Raw genomic sequence first — 15,583 nt, 5'->3', positions numbered from 1 at the left:
CTGATCTGTGCGTTTCCAGCAGATTACATTCAAAGTACTTTAGGCTGCATCAGTTAATTCCGCCGCAGACACGCATGCTGTTGCATCTTCGTGGCCCCTTTTCTGCCCATTGCCCGCGGTCCGGCAGTGGCCATTTTATTAGCCAAAGGATGAAGTAAAAAATGCATAATCTGTCCGCCATGATGAGAGACATTGAAGGCTATCTGACGCCGGCAATTATCGAGTCTGCCCGGCACTGTTCCCGCCGTCTCCTGGCCGCCCTGCCGCGCCCTGCCCAACCGGCAGAAAACCGCGTCCTGCTTGCCTACGGCGGCGGTAAAGACAGCAGCTACATGGTGGCGTATGTGCGCTACATTCAGGGCCTGATCTGGCAGGCGCACGGCACCACCTTCCAGCTGCGCATCAGCACCAACCGACATGCCGCCATGAGCGACAGCGTGATGGAGAATATCGATCGCGTCTATCGCGCCCTGCACATCCATGATGATGCGTTCACCGAGTGTCTGGTCACCGATGGTCTGCAGATCCGCCCTTTTGCGCGCCACCTGCCGATGCCGGAGAGCGTGCGTCAGCAGAACCGCAATGATGTGCTGATGAATGGCCATCGCTTCCGCGCCGACGCGCGCTCCACGTTCTGTAACGCCTGTAATCTCAGCATGGTGAACTCGTTTGGTCTGGCGGCCCATTACGACGGCGGCGTTGATGTCATCATCACCGGTGATTCACCGCAGGAACAGACAGCCTACCTTGCCTGGGCGCGCCACCTTTCCCGGCTGTTTGCTGCGCCAGTGGCCGATAAATCGCGCGGCTTCAGCGGCTTTCTGCAGACGCTGGACGGCGTGGCGGAACGCTACTTTACCGACATATACGGGGCCGACCAGGTGACGCCTGCGCACCGCATTACCTGGCAGCTGCCGCGCGATCCGCTGTTCTTCAACATCTATCAGGACACCGCTTACGAGGCCGGTGCGCACTGGGCGCTGCTGACCGAATTCATGCACTTCCGCTTTGATGAGCTGATGTTCAGCTTTTCCGAATCGGACTGCGGCAACCCCACGTTAATGGCACATATTCGCGGTCTGCGTGCGGAGACGCTGTTACAGCGCAGCTACGCCGAAGGCATTCGCGAATATGTGCGCTTTGCGCTGGGCCTGATGCAGCAGAAAGACTTTCCGCCCCCGCTGATCGCGGAGATGGCGGCACGCTATCAGGATGAGGCGGCGATCGCCGCCGCGCGTCAGCGTGCCGCGCAGTTTGCGCAGGACGCGTTTGGTCTCAGTGAAACGCAGCTGGTGTGCATGATCTACTCACCGTTTATCGCCGAAGGCCAGCAGCTCAGCGCCTGGCTGCAGCAGCTGCCGCTGGCACCGGACGAGCAGGCGGTGCGCGCGCTGCTGCGTGGTGACAGCAGCGATGTGGCACTGGCGCACCAGCTGACACAGCTCTCCGGCCTGACACTGGCACAGATGCGTCACTGCTGGCGCAGCGCGCAGGTCAGCTCGCTGCTGGAAGGGGCGCGCGGCGATGCGCTCTCGCGCGTGCTGCGTTTTGACCCGCACAAAGCGGTGATTCAGGTTAACAACGGCGTACTCCAGGACAGAGTCACCGAAGTGATTTCCGGGCGGTAACCCGGTAAGGCGACGCAATGAGAAAGATTTTTCTGCAGATTGGTGCCACCCGTGACGGGCAAAACCCTTACTGCGCGGTGGCAAAGCGCGACGGCTATTTTACCGTGCTGGCAGAAATGGGCGATTTTGTGGATTACCAGTCGCTGAGTATCCCGCTGCCGTTCGATCTGATTGTGCGTCTCGATCGCCCGGAGAATCCGTGGGAAGTCTTACAGGCTTACCTGCATGCCGGCCTGCTGGAACACCCGCAGGTGGTCCTGGCCGGATTCGAAGCCTATAACGCCAGCGCGGCACGCGTGCGTGAACTGCTGGCCGGGCCGGATGCCGGTCCGGGGTTTATTCCGCCGGATAAATATGCGCAGCGTATGGCGTTGCGCAAAGCCTGGCCGCACTTTCCGCAGCCGGAGTTTCGCTTTTTCGCCTCCCCGCTCAGCATTCGCGATGCGCGTGAGGCGCTGCTGTATCCCTGCGTGATTAAACCGGTGGATGGCGGTGGCGGGCTGGGGATCTGGCTGGTTCGCGAAGCCAGCCAGCTGGATGCCGCTATCGACAAACTGCTGGATACCGTCAACTACGGCGGACGCGGCTTTAGTGGTTTTATCGTTGAGAGCTGGCTGGCGGGCGACGAATACTCACTGCAGGGCGTGGTGGCAAACGGTCACCCGGTGGCGCTGACCTGCTGCCAGAAGGTGATAGAACAGGCCATTGATGCCGACGGCTGCATCAGCTTTTATGAATCCGGCCATGTCGCCACCGCCGCACAGCAGCTGCCCGCCGCCTTTACCCGTCTGATGCGCTTCTGCTGCGCCACCTTTGGCTATCAGCGGGGTGCGTTTCATATTGATTTTATTGTGGTTAACGGTGAACCGCACTTTGTGGAAATGGGATTCCGCCTGTCCGGCATGGGCGTGGTGAATCTGGTGGAGGAGGTCACCGGCATCAACTGGGCCGATGTGGCGTTTCAGGTAGAAGCCGGGCGCGACCTGCCTGCGCTGCACTTTCCGGTACAACCTCAGGCCGTTGGCCGCCTGCGGCTGCGTCAGCGCGCGCAGTGTGAAGCAGCGGAGGCCTGGATTGCACAACACCAGCGCGGTCAGCTGCTGCCGGCGCTCAAGCTGCCGGCGCTGGCGGTGACACCGCGCTCCTCGCTCTACGCCGATCTGACGCGCCATGCCGGTATTCTTGCCACCCTGCGCCTCAGCGCCGCCCGGACCGATGACGTGCTGGCAGTTTTTCACCGGTTCCCTGCGAGCCCGGCTTTTGTTTCACGGAGAGATTTACAATGTGCAGAATGATTCTGGCACACGGCCAGTTTGACGCCGCTGCGGTACTGGATGCGGCGCGCGCCATGAGCTGCGGCGAAACTGCCTGTCACGAAGGCCCCATCAAACAACACCCCAACGGCTGGGGCTGCCTGTGGCTGGAGCAGGGGCACATCCGCACCCTGCATGGCACCGGCAGGTTCGCCGATGCGCTGCCGGATATCGATGTTGATCGCCTGCAGCACAGCCGTTTTCTGGCAGTGCATGTCCGCCACGCCACGCTGAGCAAAAATCAGGGCATCGCTTTTTCGCATCCGCTTTCCCGCACCAGCGGTGAGACACAGTGGTACATGATGCATAACGGTTTTCTGCCCACCGTATATGCGCAGCTGGGCATGGCGGCCTCGCAGTTTGATTCCGCAGAGTATCTGGAATACATCGTCGACCGCATTACGCCTGCAGACTTCACGCGTGATTACCTGCGCGCAAAGATGGCGCAGGTTGCCCCCGGCGGCAGCGCGGCCAATGCCATTTTTGTTACCCGGCACAAGGCCTGGGCATGGCAGTGGCACCCGCACGACACGCCCTATCCCGACTATTTCACCCTGCATCGTTGCCAGCAGAGCAACCGCATTTACATCGCTTCTGAACCTGTTTCAGCACTGGGCACGGCGTCTGAATGGCACCGTATGAGCAACCATGAACTTCATGAAATTCCTTTTGGAGAGTGAACAGCATGGCCATTTTTAATCAGATTCGCATTATCAACCCGCAGATGTACGTGGAGAGCACCTGGCTGGATGACATCGTGACCGCACGCGTGCCGCTGCTGGTGCTGCGCAACTTCCTGACTCCGGAAGCCCGGTGCGCGGTGGTGGCGGATTTACAGCAGTGTCGCGAACAGGTGCGGGTATCGCACTACCCGAATGGCGCGCTGACCACGCTCGGCCCTTATCTGGCAAAACACACTGCCGCCCCGGAAAACTATTTTACCGAGCTGCGCGATATCCAGCCCGCGCTGCCGGCATCACTGCATCATCTGCGCGCCGACGTCTATGAGTGGGTGCGCCATGCGCTGCGTCTGGAAAGCCTGCAAACCGCCAGCGAACCCGCGCTGGGTGAGTATGCCGGTTCCATTGTGCGCTTCCACGCGCACGGCGTCGCCAATCCGCTGCATAACGACAACATTGTGCGCGATGCTGCCGGCAGCGACCTGGCAGTGACGCACATTCTGCATCAGCTGAGCTGCGTGGTGTGCCTGCAGGAGTGCAACGCAGGCGGTGCGCTGCGCATCTTCAATAAAAAATGGCAACCCGCTGACGAGCATTTCAAAACGCCGGGCGAGCTGGGCTACCAGCGTGGCGTGCTGGCGGAGAGCGAAACCTGCGAATTCGCGCCGCGCAGCGGGGATATCTATCTGTTTAATCCGGCGTTTTATCACGAGATTGATCGCGTGGAAGGCGATACGCGTATCACCATGGGCTTTTTCTTTGGCCTGACCGACAAAAAAATGAAGCACGCCATTGCCTGGAGCTAATTCCGGCCTTCGACGAGGAGAACATCATGACAACCTACGACAAAGTTATCGCGTTACTGGATACGCATCAGGCCCGCTATCGCGTGGTGGAGCACGAGGCGCTGGGGCAGACGGAAGCCATCAGTGCCCTGCGCGGCAATGCGCTGCATCAGGCGGCGAAAGCGATGGTGCTGGAAGTGGCGATGCCGGAGGGGGCCGCCCCGCGCTTCCTGCTGGCGATTGTCCCCGGCGACTGCAAAATCAATTTCAAGAGCGCGGCGCGTGCCATCGGCGGCCGGAAATCAGGTTTTGCCGCGCCGGAACAGGCGCAGGCGCTGACGCAGTGCGTAATGGGTGCGGTGCCGCCGTTTAGTTTTGATGACCGGCTGGCGCTGTGCGTCGACGCCCGGCTGAGCGAAGTCGGTACGCTGTGGTTTAACGCCGGCGCGCTGGATCGTTCGGTGGCGCTGGATGTAAATGATTACTTCCGGATAGTGGGTGACGCCTGTCAGGCTGATATTGCGACACCGGTAACCGCGGCGGCCTGATTGCTGCAGGAAGGGGATGTATGTCTGTTAAAGATATGATGCTGGCGCTGTGCGTGGTCGTGGCATGGGGCGTGAACTTTGTTGTGATCAAACTCGGCCTGCAGGGTATGCCACCTTTTTTACTGGCAGGCCTGCGTTTTAGCCTGGTGGCGTTTCCGGCCATCTTTTTTGTGAAGCGGCCGCAGATACCGCTGCGCTGGCTGGTGGTGTACGGCATGACCATCAGCTTCGGGCAGTTTGCTTTTCTGTTCCTCGCCATCAAGCTGGGCATGCCTGCCGGGCTGGCTTCGCTGGTGCTGCAGGCGCAGGCTTTCTTTACGCTGCTGCTGGGTGCGCTGCTGCTGGCGGAAAAACTGCGCTGGAACCATATCGTCGGTATCCTCGTGGCCACGCTTGGCATGTTCATGCTGGCCACCGCCGGTATGGAGGGCCAGACAACGGCTGGTATTACGCTGACCACCATGATGCTGACGCTGGCGGCGGCGCTGTCCTGGGGGCTGGGAAATATCACCAACAAGATCATTCTGCGCAACCGCAAGGTGCCGGTGATGTCGCTGGTGGTGTGGAGCGCGCTGGTGCCGGTGGGGCCGTTTTTTGCCTGCTCGTGGTGGTTTGACGGCGAAGCGGCCATGGTCAGCAGCCTGATGGGTATTTCGCTGCAGACCGTGCTGGCTCTGATTTATCTGGCGTTTGTTGCCACTATCGTGGGATACGCCATCTGGGGCAATCTACTCAGCCGCTATGAAACCTGGCGCGTGGCACCGTTATCCCTGCTGGTACCGGTGGTTGGCATCCTCAGCGCCGCCCTGGTGCTGGATGAAACCTTGTCCGCTCAGGAGGTGCTGGGCGCCTCTGTCATCATTCTCGGCCTGCTGGTGAACGTGTTCGGCGGCATGGTGAGTCAGCGCTTTCTGGTAAGAACCTGAGCGGCCGTTGCCGTCCGGCCCATAAAAAAACGCCGCATTGCTGCGGCGTTCATTTTTACTTCATTATCCTTATTTCAGGATTTCAATCCGGCGCGGTTTCGCCTCTTCAGGGACGATGCGTTCCAGATCAATGCTTAACAGACCCAGTTCGAGACGCGCATCGCGCACCACGATGTGATCGGCCAGCTGGAATTTGCGCTCAAAGTTGCGCTCGGCGATGCCCTGGTACAGGTACTTACGTTCCTGTTGTTCCTCAGGATGCGCGCCGCGCACCACCAGCATGTTGTCGTGGGCAGTGATGTCTAACTCGCTCTGGGCAAATCCTGCTACGGCGATGGTGATGCGATAGTGGTTCTCATCGACCAGTTCGACGTTGTAAGGAGGATAGCCTCCGTTTGCCTGGTTCTGACCGGACTCAAGCAGGTTGAACAGGCGGTCGAAACCGATAGCAGAACGATAAAGCGGAGAGAGATCAAAATTACGCATAATAAGACTCCTGATAATCAGCAAGTTTTGGCAACCTTCCACCATGGACAGGTTGTCCGATGCGCTGTGTCCCTGACGGCAACAGCAGCGCGACCGTAGCTTAAAGATGGGTGCATCAGCGTCGCTTTCAAGAGGCAATGCGTATTTTTTTACAGCAATACTGACGAGATGACGTACACTCAGGGGACACTTCATCTGATAATACAGACCGTGCCACAGAGCATGCTGCAGTCAGATGACACACTTCAGCCAGGGCGATGCCATGACTGTAGGGATGATAATGATGAAGATGATGAAACGCTTTCCGCTTACGGGCCTGCTGATTTGCTGCGCCTGCGCTGCCTCGGGTTGTTCCAGCGTGATGTCTCATACCGGCGCCAGTCAGGGCTACTATCCCGGTACGCGCGCCAGCGCGGCGTTGCTGACCGACGATCAATCCAGCTGGGCGATAAAACCGCTGGCGCTGATCGATCTGCCGTTTTCAGCCGTGATGGATACGCTGCTGCTGCCGTGGGATTATTTCCGCGCCGATGACGACAAAACCCTCGATTCGCCGCGCGAGCGGGTGCTGCAAAGTGAAAAGCTGGCTGGCACCGAAGCCAGCCTCGCCACCGCAGCCGCTATGCCCGGGCACTGACGCAGAACAGCTGACGCCAGCCGTCGATCTCCCGCATATAGGCGATCTGCTCACCGTCCGGTGACCACACCACCGCATCGCCGCACGGCGGCAGTGCGCTGCGCGGTGTCAGACGCGTGCAGTGACCCGTGGCGACTTCACAGCGCATCACGCTGTTGTCACAAACAAACGCCACCGCGTCTCCGGCTGGCTGCCAGCTGAACGCAGACTGAATACTGCTGTGCAACCGGGTGATCTGACGTGGCGCACCGCCGTCGGGTGCCACGGTCCAGAGCTGAATCACACCCTGTTCATCTGCCAGTAAAAAGGCAATCGCGCTGCCGTCCGGCGACGCGCGCAGCCAGTGGCGCGGCTGCAGCGCCAGGCCGTGCGTGTGCGTAATGCGCCGTTGCCGGACACCGGCGGGCGGAGCCGGCAGCTGCTCCGGCGTCCCCTCGAGCGGCGCAGTGCCGGCGCGGGCGTAATCCGCCAGCGCGTCGGGTAAATCCACCACAAACACTTCCGGTACCTTCTCTCCCTGGGCGTTACGCGTATCGCCAATAAACGCAATCGCCCAGCGCTGCCAGCTGCCGTCTGCTTTCTGATAGCCGCGGTCGCCGATCCAGCACTCCTCATAAGCACGGTCAATCTCATCGCTGCCCGGGCGCGGGTCGCGCTGTGTCTGGCTCACCAGCACACAGTAATGGCTGCCCGCGTACTCACGCGGATGCTGTTTTGGCGGGGACACCGGATGCAGCGGAACCGCCACGCCCACATTGCGCAGATCCTCACGCGGGTCGCGCTCGTGCATAACGTGATCGTTATAGGTGAAACTCAGGCGTGATCCGTCCGGACTGAATACGTGCACATGGGACCCCCCGCGCAGCGCACCGGGCGTATAGGGCGCGGTAATATCGCAGGCATCAAGGTTTTCCGCGATACCCTGCTGCACAATCACCCCGCGCCGGTGGTGAAAATCGTAGTGCCAGTGAGCATCCGGATGTTCAGGGCCGTGAATACAGACATAGCGCGGCGGCAGATCGGGACTCACCGTCACCACCCCCACATGCGCACCGTCGCGCGCCTGATACAGCACCTCCACCGCGCCGGTGGTCACCTGAACGCGCTCAATCGTCAGGCCAGTAAATGAGGCGCCGGAAGGCCGGACGTCAAACGCCAGCCACTGGCTGTCGGCGGTCCAGACATTGATATTGGTCAGTTGATGATGGCGCTGTGCAAAAGTGAGTTGTTTTTCTGACATGGACCGGCTTCATTCCCGCAAAGGACAGACAAATTTCGCAATTCCGCCACGGACTGCCGCCCTGTTACTGCTGCAGATGGCCGGACGCGATGGCGCGTAGCGCAGGCCTGGCAGATGAGCCGGCCTGCAGACGTTTCTGCCGGGCTTACAGCACAAGCTCTTCAATGGCGTGCGCCACACCCTCTTCCATATTGGTTTTGGTAACGAACTGCGCAATGTTCTTCACTGATTCAATCGCATTTCCCATGGCCACACCGGTTCCGGCGTATTCAATCATCGCCAGATCGTTCTCCTGATCGCCAATCGCCATCACTTCTGACGGCTGCAGACCGAGCTTTTCCGCCAGCATTTTCACGCCATAACCCTTGTTCACCACCGGGTTAAGGATTTCAAGATAGTAAGGGGCGCTTTTCAGAATGGTATAGCTGTCGCGCGCGCGGGCAGGCAGGGCCGCAATCGCTTTGTCCAGCAGCGCTGGCTTATCGATCATCATAATCTTGGGAAAGCGCGTGGCGGGGTCCATCTCTTCCACGGCACGATAGCGCACCGGAATGCCGGTCAGACTGGCTTCATGGATGGTGTATTCGCTGATGTCTTTGTTCGGAGTATAGAGATACGCTTTGTCGAAAGCCTGAAAATGCACGCCGAGTTCACGCGCCAGCTGCTCCAGATAGCGGTAATCCTCAAATCCGAGCGTCTTCTCCGCCACCACGTCACCCCGCGCGGCACTGTGCACCAGCGCGCCATTGTTACTGATGCAGTATTGACCTTCCTGCTGCAGATCGAGCTCCATCAGATATCGCTGAACACCCACAAAAGGACGTCCGGTTGCCAGCACAATCGACACCCCTTTATCCCGCGCCCGGCCAATGGCGGCTTTTACCGCAGGGGTAATCTCGTGCTGCGGGTTGAGCAGCGTACCGTCCATATCGATCGCAATCAGTTTTATCGCCATAACGTCCTCGGTTCATTCAGGGTCTGGCTTTAATGCTAGCGCGATTCAGCTCACATTGACCAGTTTATCGGCGCGGCAGGGGCTGGGATTGGCTTCAGACCGAACCGGACTGAGACAGGCGGGAAAAAAACGAAGGGCGTAATAGACGAATAAAAGAAAAAACCCTTCCCGCCGGGGAAGGGTTTAACGCTATCAGATATCGATATTGGCGGCTTTCAGCGCGTTCTCTTCGATGAAGGCGCGGCGCGGTTCAACCGCATCGCCCATCAGCGTGGTGAACAGCTGGTCAGCGGCAATGGCGTCTTTAATGGTGACACGCAGCATGCGGCGGCTGTCCGGGTCCATAGTGGTTTCCCACAGCTGATCCGGGTTCATCTCACCCAGGCCTTTATAGCGCTGTACGGAAAGACCACGCGTGGACTCTTTCACCAGCCACTCAATGGCCTGTTCGAAACTGTTCACTGGCTGACGGCGCTCGCCGCGTTCAATGTAGGCGTCTTCTTCGATCAGGCCGCGTAACTGCTCGCCCAGCGCGCAGATTTTACGGTATTCCGGCCCACCAATGAATTCGCTGTCCAGCGGATAATCGGTATCCACACCGTGCGTACGCACGCGCAGCACCGGCTCAAACAGCTGCTGTTCGCGGTTCTCACGCACCTGCGCCACATAGCTGCTGCCGTGCGCTTCGCGCTCGTTGAGCTCCGCGACCAGCGCGTCGAGCCAGGCTGTTACTGCCGCTTCGTCACTGAGATCGCTCAGCGTCGGGCGATAAATCAGCGCGCGCAGCAGCGCAACCGGGAAGCGACGCTCCATGCGTTTGATCATTTTCTGCGTGCTGTTGTACTCGGCAACCAGGTTTTCCAGTGGCTCACCTCCCAGCGCAGGCGCGCTGGCGTTGGTGTGCAGCGTGGCACCGTCCATCGCGATGGCGATTTTGTACTGATCCATCGCGTCATCATCTTTGATGTACTGCTCCTGCTTGCCTTTCTTCACTTTGTAGAGCGGCGGCTGCGCGATATAGACGTGGCCGCGCTCAATGATTTCCGGCATCTGACGATAGAAGAAGGTCAGCAGCAGCGTGCGGATGTGGGAACCATCGACGTCCGCATCGGTCATGATGATGATGCTGTGATAGCGCAGTTTATCCGGGTTGTACTCATCGCGACCAATGCCGCAGCCCAGCGCGGTAATCAGCGTAGCCACTTCCTGCGAAGAGAGCATTTTGTCGAAACGCGCCTTCTCAACGTTCAGGATTTTACCTTTCAGCGGCAGAATCGCCTGGTTTTTACGGTTACGTCCCTGCTTGGCCGAACCGCCTGCAGAGTCACCCTCCACCAGGTAGATTTCAGACAGCGCCGGGTCGCGCTCCTGACAGTCCGCCAGCTTGCCCGGCAGGCCAGCCAGATCCAGCGCCCCTTTACGGCGGGTCATCTCACGGGCACGGCGCGCGGCTTCACGCGCACGGGCAGCGTCAATGATTTTGCCCACCACGATTTTCGCGTCTGACGGATTTTCCAGCAGGTATTCGCTCAGCAGTTCATTCATCTGCTGCTCAACGGCCGATTTCACCTCAGAGGAGACCAGTTTGTCTTTGGTCTGTGAAGAGAACTTCGGATCCGGTACTTTCACCGACACCACGGCAACCAGCCCTTCACGCGCGTCATCACCGGTCGCGCTGACTTTGGCTTTTTTGCTGTAGCCTTCTTTATCCATATAGGCATTCAGCGTACGCGTCATCGCGGCGCGGAAACCGGCCAGGTGTGTACCGCCGTCGCGCTGCGGAATGTTGTTGGTGAAGCAGTAGATGTTTTCCTGGAACCCATCGTTCCACTGCAGCGCCACTTCCACGCCGATACCGTCTTTCTCCGTTGAGAAGTAGAACACATTCGGGTGAATCGGGTTCTTGTTGCGGTTCAGGTGCTCAACGAAGGCTTTAATGCCGCCTTCGTAATGGTAGTGATCGCTCTTATCGTCACGTTTGTCTTCCAGACGAATCGACACGCCGGAGTTGAGGAATGACAGCTCGCGCAGGCGCTTCGCCAGAATTTCATACTCGAAATCCGTGACGTTGGTAAAGGTTTCGTGGCTGGGCCAGAAGCGCACGCGCGTTCCGGTAGCATCCGTGTCACCGGTAACGGCCAGCGGTGCCTGCGGAACACCGTGCACGTAAGTCTGCTGGTGCACTTTGCCATCGCGACGGATGGTCAGCTCCAGCTTCTGCGACAGGGCATTTACAACGGACACGCCAACGCCATGCAGACCACCGGAAACTTTGTAGGAGTTGTCATCAAACTTCCCGCCGGCGTGCAGCACAGTCATGATCACTTCTGCGGCAGATACGCCCTCTTCCGGGTGAATGCCGGTGGGAATACCACGGCCATCATCCTGAACGGAAACAGAATTATCGGCGTGGATGGTCACCACGATATCACTACAGTGGCCCGCGAGCGCTTCGTCGATGGCGTTGTCCACGACCTCGAATACCATGTGATGCAGACCGGTGCCGTCATCCGTATCGCCGATGTACATACCCGGGCGTTTGCGTACCGCATCAAGCCCTTTCAGGACTTTGATACTTGAGGAGTCATAAGAATTCGACATCAACGTTTCTCGCTCATTTAATCTTCAGGTTGAACCGCTATTTTACCCTGTTCCACGCGGAACATCTTGCCCTTTTCGTCGCTCATATCGATTACATGCTCGACACCAATGGCGCTGACAAATACCTGAGCCTGCGTGGCTTTCAGGCGTCCGGCCAGCAGGCGGCGACGGGTGTCATCCAGCTCGGAAGCGAAGTCATCAATCAGGTACAGACAGCGCTGTCCGCTGCTGCGCGTCAGGAATTCTCCCTGCGCAAGTCGCAGCGCACACATCAGCAGCTTTAACTGACCGCGTGAGAGTAAATCTTCCACCGGCGTGCCCTCTGCGCGAATCCGGAAATCCGCTTTGTGTGGGCCGCTGGCGGTGTAGGTCAGCGCGCGATCGCGCTCGAAATTGCGTTCCAGCAGTTCGCCATAGTCGCTCTCTTTATCCCAGCCGCGCTGGAAAGAGAACGTCAGGTCAAACTCCGGTAAAAACTGGCTGCAGGTGTCCCTGATATCGCTGGCAATCGCCGCGCTGTATTCCGCACGCCACTGGCTGATCTGCATCGCCAGCGGGACCAGTTCCTGATCCCACGGCCGGATATGGCTGTAGCGTACCGCCTGGCGCAGCGCCGCATTGCGCTGTTTCAGCAGGCGGCGCAGATTGCTCCACGCAAGGAAGAAGCCGGGATAGGCATGGAAGCAGCCCCAGTCAATATAGGCCCTGCGGTATTTGGGGCCGCCGTTAAGCAAAGTAAACCCCTCCGGCGTAATCAGCTGCATGGGCAGCAGCTGCGCCAGCTCGGCCACTTTATGGCCGTCACTGCCGTCAATGCGCACTTTGCTGTCGCCGGCGCGATTTTTTGTCAGGCCCACCGCCAGTTCGCGCTCACGCCCCTGAATGCGGCCATGCAGCACAAAGGCATCCTGATCGTGCCGGATGACGCGTCCGGCCTGCAAACTGCGGAATGCGCGGCCGTGGCCCAGGGTATAGATCGCTTCCAGCACGCTGGTTTTACCGCTGCCGTTGGCGCCCACAAGAAAATTAAAGCCGGGTACGAGGTCTAAATCAGCCTGCTCAATGTTGCGAAAATCTTTAATCAGGAGGCGGGTTAAAGCCATGAATCAATCCAGCCAGAGGGGGTTGCCTAACATTAACAATCCAGGCCGTTGGCGGCGCAGGCAGTCTGGCCACGGCCAGCGCGCAGGCCCTGGGAGCATACTGAAGTATGTGACCAGGGGCGAGCACTGCCCGGGACCAGAATGGCAAGTAAGCCAGGCCGATATTTTCTATTACAAACGCATGGGCATAACGACGTAGGCCGCAGCCGGACTGGCAACGTCTTCAATCTGTACGCTGGAGACTGAATCGGTTAACAGCAGACGCACGTTTTCGCACTTCAGCGCATTCAGCACATCCAGCACGTAGCTGACGTTAAAGCCAATCTCCAGCTCGGTGCCGCTATAGGAGACGTCCAGCATCTCTTCTGCTTCTTCCTGTTCCGGGTTATTGGCGGTAATACGCAGCTGATTTTCCGTGATATAGATGCGTACGCCGCGGAACTTCTCATTCGACAGAATTGCCGCACGGGCAAACGCCTGCTTCAGCAGATCGCAGCCGGCTTCCAGCGCTTTGTCCGGATTTTTCGGCAATACGCGGCGATAATCCGGGAAACGTCCATCAACCAGCTTAGAGGTAAAGATAAAGTCGCCCACGTGCGCACGGATGTTGCTGCTGCCAATCTGCACCTGCAGCGGCGTTTCGCCACCATCGAGCAGACGCACCAGTTCAATCACCCCTTTACGCGGTACGATCACCGAATGGCTGGGCAGGGCCTGGCCTACCGGCATGGCGCAGACGGCCAGACGGTGGCCGTCGGTTGCGACAGTACGTAACTCTTCGCCTTCGGTTTCAAACAGCATGCCGTTCAGGTAGTAACGCACATCCTGATGCGCCATGGAGAACTGCGTGGCTTCAATCAGGCGCTTCAGCGTCGCCTGCGGCAGGGTAAATTCTACCTCGCTCTGCCAGTCGTCCAGATTCGGGAAGTCGCTGGCAGGCAGCGTCGACAGAGAGAAGCGGCTGCGGCCGGAGCGAACCAGCATCCGGTCGCCTTCCAGTGTCAGGCTGATCTCCGCGCCTTCGGGCAGGCCGCGGCAGATATCGAGGAATTTACGCGCCGGTACGGTCGTCGCACCTGGCTCGTGCGGCTGCGTCAGAGCGACGCGCGCCACCATTTCCATTTCCAGATCGGTCCCGGTCAGCAACAGGGTGCCTTCATTGACCTGCAGCAGTAAATTTCCGAGGATCGGCAGCGTCGGGCGTCCGCCAAGCGGGCCACTCACCTGTTGCAGGGGTTTCAGCAACTGCTCACGTTCAACAATAAATTTCATATGCGTCAGGAAGATAAAGTTCGGATAAGGTTAGAGAAATCTTCTTTGATGTCGTGGCTCTCTTCACGCAGCTGCTCAATTTTTCGGCAGGCGTGGAGCACGGTGGTATGGTCGCGGCCACCAAACGCATCGCCAATTTCCGGCAGGCTGTGGTTAGTGAGCTCTTTTGCCATTGCCATTGCCATCTGACGCGGACGTGCTACCGAGCGCGAACGGCGCTTCGACAGCAAATCCGCCACTTTGATTTTGTAGTACTCGGCTACCGTCTTCTGAATATTATCGATGGTGACCAGCTTTTCCTGCAGCGCCAGCAGATCGCGCAGCGCTTCACGCACAAAATCAATGGTGATGGCCCGGCCGGTGAAATTGGCATTGGCGATCACGCGATTCAGTGCGCCTTCAAGCTCACGCACGTTGGAGCGCAGCCGTTTCGCAATAAAGAACGCCACTTCGCCCGGCAGGCGAATGTCGTTTTCATCGGCTTTTTTCATCAGGATCGCGACGCGCGTTTCCAGCTCCGGCGGCTCAATCGCCACCGTCAGGCCCCAGCCAAAGCGCGATTTCAGGCGATCTTCTACCCCGTTAATCTCTTTGGGATAGCGATCTGAAGTCAGGATAATCTGCTGGTTGCCCTCAAGCAGCGCATTGAAGGTGTGGAAAAACTCTTCCTGCGAGCGCTCTTTATTAGCAAAAAACTGGATGTCATCGATCAGCAGCGCATCAACAGAGCGGTAGTAGCGTTTGAATTCTTCAATGGCGTTGTTTTGCAGCGCTTTCACCATGTCCTGTACAAAACGCTCCGAGTGCATATACACCACTTTGGCATTGGGCTTACGCGCAATAATGCCGTTACCCACCGCGTGTAACAGGTGCGTTTTGCCCAGACCGGTACCGCCATACAGAAACAGCGGGTTGTAGGCACCGCCCGGATTATCCGCCACCTGGCGTGCCGCCGCGCGCGCCAGCTGGTTCGATTTACCTTCCACGAAGTTATCGAAGTTATGGCGGTTATTCACATTGGAGCGGTAAGTGACATCAGCCGGTGCCGGCACAGAATCCCAGCTTGGACGCAGCGGCTGTGCCGGCGCCGGACGGTTTTCCACCGGTGCCGGCGCGCTGACGCTGCTGGCCATTACCGGTTGCGTAGCTGCCACCGGTGCAGCCGGACGCGTGCCCACTTCAAACCGCAGCAACGGCACATTCGCGCCGCAGAATTCATTCAGCAGCCCGTTAATACTGTTGAGATATTTATCCCGAACCCAGTCGAGTACAAACCGATTTGGTGCATACAAGGCCAGCGTGTTGTCGTTCAATTCAGCCTGCAGTGGACGAATCCACATGCTGAATTCGGTGGCAGGAAGCTCATCCTGCAAACGGGCAAGACACTGTTGCCAAAGCGTAAGTGACAC

Annotated in this window: 14 protein-coding genes; 7 read left to right on the top strand and 7 right to left on the bottom strand. The window is 58.7% G+C overall.

Annotated elements, in window-relative coordinates; all coding sequences use genetic code 11:
• Positions 1–161 precede the first annotated feature (161 nt).
• The 6 genes from D8B20_RS00070 to D8B20_RS00045 are packed head-to-tail and all read left to right on the top strand — an operon-like array spanning position 162 to position 5,880.
• On the top strand, positions 162–1,628 hold the full coding sequence (locus tag D8B20_RS00070; protein ID WP_145885998.1) for a hypothetical protein: 1,467 nt from the start codon (positions 162–164) through the stop codon (positions 1,626–1,628).
• Positions 1,629–1,645: 17 nt separating this feature from the next.
• Positions 1,646–2,923 (top strand): ATP-grasp domain-containing protein, encoded by a 1,278-nt coding sequence (locus D8B20_RS00065; protein WP_145885996.1) that lies wholly within the window; start codon positions 1,646–1,648, stop codon positions 2,921–2,923.
• Entirely contained in the window at positions 2,911–3,621 is a 711-nt protein-coding gene (locus D8B20_RS00060; protein WP_145885994.1) for a class II glutamine amidotransferase, read from the top strand. The genes D8B20_RS00065 and D8B20_RS00060 overlap by 13 nt, the downstream gene beginning before the upstream one ends.
• Before the next feature lie 5 nt (positions 3,622–3,626).
• Positions 3,627–4,427: a 2OG-Fe(II)-dependent halogenase WelO5 family protein gene (locus D8B20_RS00055; protein ID WP_145885992.1), complete on the top strand. Its 801-nt coding sequence runs from the start codon at positions 3,627–3,629 to the stop codon at positions 4,425–4,427.
• 26 nt (positions 4,428–4,453) lie between these two features.
• Positions 4,454–4,954 carry a YbaK/EbsC family protein gene (locus tag D8B20_RS00050; protein WP_145885990.1) on the top strand — a complete coding sequence of 167 codons (501 nt, stop codon included), beginning with the start codon at positions 4,454–4,456 and terminating at the stop codon, positions 4,952–4,954.
• Positions 4,955–4,974: 20 nt separating this feature from the next.
• On the top strand, positions 4,975–5,880 hold the full coding sequence (locus D8B20_RS00045; protein WP_145885988.1) for an EamA family transporter: 906 nt from the start codon (positions 4,975–4,977) through the stop codon (positions 5,878–5,880).
• A gap of 69 nt (positions 5,881–5,949) precedes the next feature.
• Here D8B20_RS00045 and ibpA read toward each other — a convergent pair whose 3' ends face one another.
• A complete protein-coding gene (gene ibpA / locus D8B20_RS00040; protein WP_145885986.1) occupies positions 5,950–6,366 on the bottom strand; it encodes a small heat shock chaperone IbpA in 417 nt (138 codons plus the stop codon).
• Positions 6,367–6,649: 283 nt separating this feature from the next.
• Between ibpA and D8B20_RS00035 the strand changes: the two genes are divergently transcribed.
• Positions 6,650–7,003: a YceK/YidQ family lipoprotein gene (locus D8B20_RS00035; protein ID WP_145890314.1), complete on the top strand. Its 354-nt coding sequence runs from the start codon at positions 6,650–6,652 to the stop codon at positions 7,001–7,003.
• Here the strand turns inward: D8B20_RS00035 and D8B20_RS00030 are convergent.
• The 6 genes from D8B20_RS00030 to dnaA form a co-directional block, all read right to left on the bottom strand.
• Positions 6,987–8,243 carry a YidR family protein gene (locus D8B20_RS00030; RefSeq protein ID WP_145885984.1) on the bottom strand — a complete coding sequence of 419 codons (1,257 nt, stop codon included), beginning with the start codon at positions 8,241–8,243 and terminating at the stop codon, positions 6,987–6,989. The two genes, D8B20_RS00035 and D8B20_RS00030, sit on opposite strands and share 17 nt — an antisense overlap.
• A gap of 145 nt (positions 8,244–8,388) precedes the next feature.
• The gene (yidA, locus tag D8B20_RS00025; protein WP_145885982.1) at positions 8,389–9,198 is read right to left on the bottom strand and encodes a sugar-phosphatase; all 810 of its coding nucleotides are present in this window, start codon (positions 9,196–9,198) and stop codon (positions 8,389–8,391) included.
• A gap of 192 nt (positions 9,199–9,390) precedes the next feature.
• Positions 9,391–11,799, bottom strand: coding sequence for a DNA topoisomerase (ATP-hydrolyzing) subunit B (gyrB, locus tag D8B20_RS00020; protein ID WP_145885980.1), 2,409 nt, complete (start codon positions 11,797–11,799; stop codon positions 9,391–9,393).
• Between the two features lie 17 nt (positions 11,800–11,816).
• On the bottom strand, positions 11,817–12,902 hold the full coding sequence (gene recF / locus D8B20_RS00015) for a DNA replication/repair protein RecF (protein WP_145885977.1): 1,086 nt from the start codon (positions 12,900–12,902) through the stop codon (positions 11,817–11,819).
• Between the two features lie 171 nt (positions 12,903–13,073).
• Positions 13,074–14,174 carry a DNA polymerase III subunit beta gene (dnaN, locus tag D8B20_RS00010; RefSeq protein ID WP_145885976.1) on the bottom strand — a complete coding sequence of 367 codons (1,101 nt, stop codon included), beginning with the start codon at positions 14,172–14,174 and terminating at the stop codon, positions 13,074–13,076.
• Between the two features lie 5 nt (positions 14,175–14,179).
• The gene (dnaA, locus tag D8B20_RS00005) at positions 14,180–15,583 is read right to left on the bottom strand and encodes a chromosomal replication initiator protein DnaA (protein ID WP_145885974.1); all 1,404 of its coding nucleotides are present in this window, start codon (positions 15,581–15,583) and stop codon (positions 14,180–14,182) included.

The organism is Candidatus Pantoea soli (assembly GCF_007833795.1).
Lineage (GTDB): Bacteria > Pseudomonadota > Gammaproteobacteria > Enterobacterales > Enterobacteriaceae > Pantoea > Pantoea soli.
Note: the sequence above shows the minus strand (reverse complement) of the source record. Positions and strands in the feature narration are given on the sequence as shown.

Coding starts and splice junctions, on each gene's coding strand:
- D8B20_RS00070 (WP_145885998.1), top strand. CDS start 162: ATGCATAATCTGTCCGCCATGATGAGAGACATTGAAGGCTATCTGACG.
- D8B20_RS00065 (WP_145885996.1), top strand. CDS start 1,646: ATGAGAAAGATTTTTCTGCAGATTGGTGCCACCCGTGACGGGCAAAAC.
- D8B20_RS00060 (WP_145885994.1), top strand. CDS start 2,911: ATGTGCAGAATGATTCTGGCACACGGCCAGTTTGACGCCGCTGCGGTA.
- D8B20_RS00055 (WP_145885992.1), top strand. CDS start 3,627: ATGGCCATTTTTAATCAGATTCGCATTATCAACCCGCAGATGTACGTG.
- D8B20_RS00050 (WP_145885990.1), top strand. CDS start 4,454: ATGACAACCTACGACAAAGTTATCGCGTTACTGGATACGCATCAGGCC.
- D8B20_RS00045 (WP_145885988.1), top strand. CDS start 4,975: ATGTCTGTTAAAGATATGATGCTGGCGCTGTGCGTGGTCGTGGCATGG.
- ibpA (WP_145885986.1), bottom strand. CDS start 6,366: ATGCGTAATTTTGATCTCTCTCCGCTTTATCGTTCTGCTATCGGTTTC.
- D8B20_RS00035 (WP_145890314.1), top strand. CDS start 6,650: ATGAAGATGATGAAACGCTTTCCGCTTACGGGCCTGCTGATTTGCTGC.
- D8B20_RS00030 (WP_145885984.1), bottom strand. CDS start 8,243: ATGTCAGAAAAACAACTCACTTTTGCACAGCGCCATCATCAACTGACC.
- yidA (WP_145885982.1), bottom strand. CDS start 9,198: ATGGCGATAAAACTGATTGCGATCGATATGGACGGTACGCTGCTCAAC.
- gyrB (WP_145885980.1), bottom strand. CDS start 11,799: ATGTCGAATTCTTATGACTCCTCAAGTATCAAAGTCCTGAAAGGGCTT.
- recF (WP_145885977.1), bottom strand. CDS start 12,902: ATGGCTTTAACCCGCCTCCTGATTAAAGATTTTCGCAACATTGAGCAG.
- dnaN (WP_145885976.1), bottom strand. CDS start 14,174: ATGAAATTTATTGTTGAACGTGAGCAGTTGCTGAAACCCCTGCAACAG.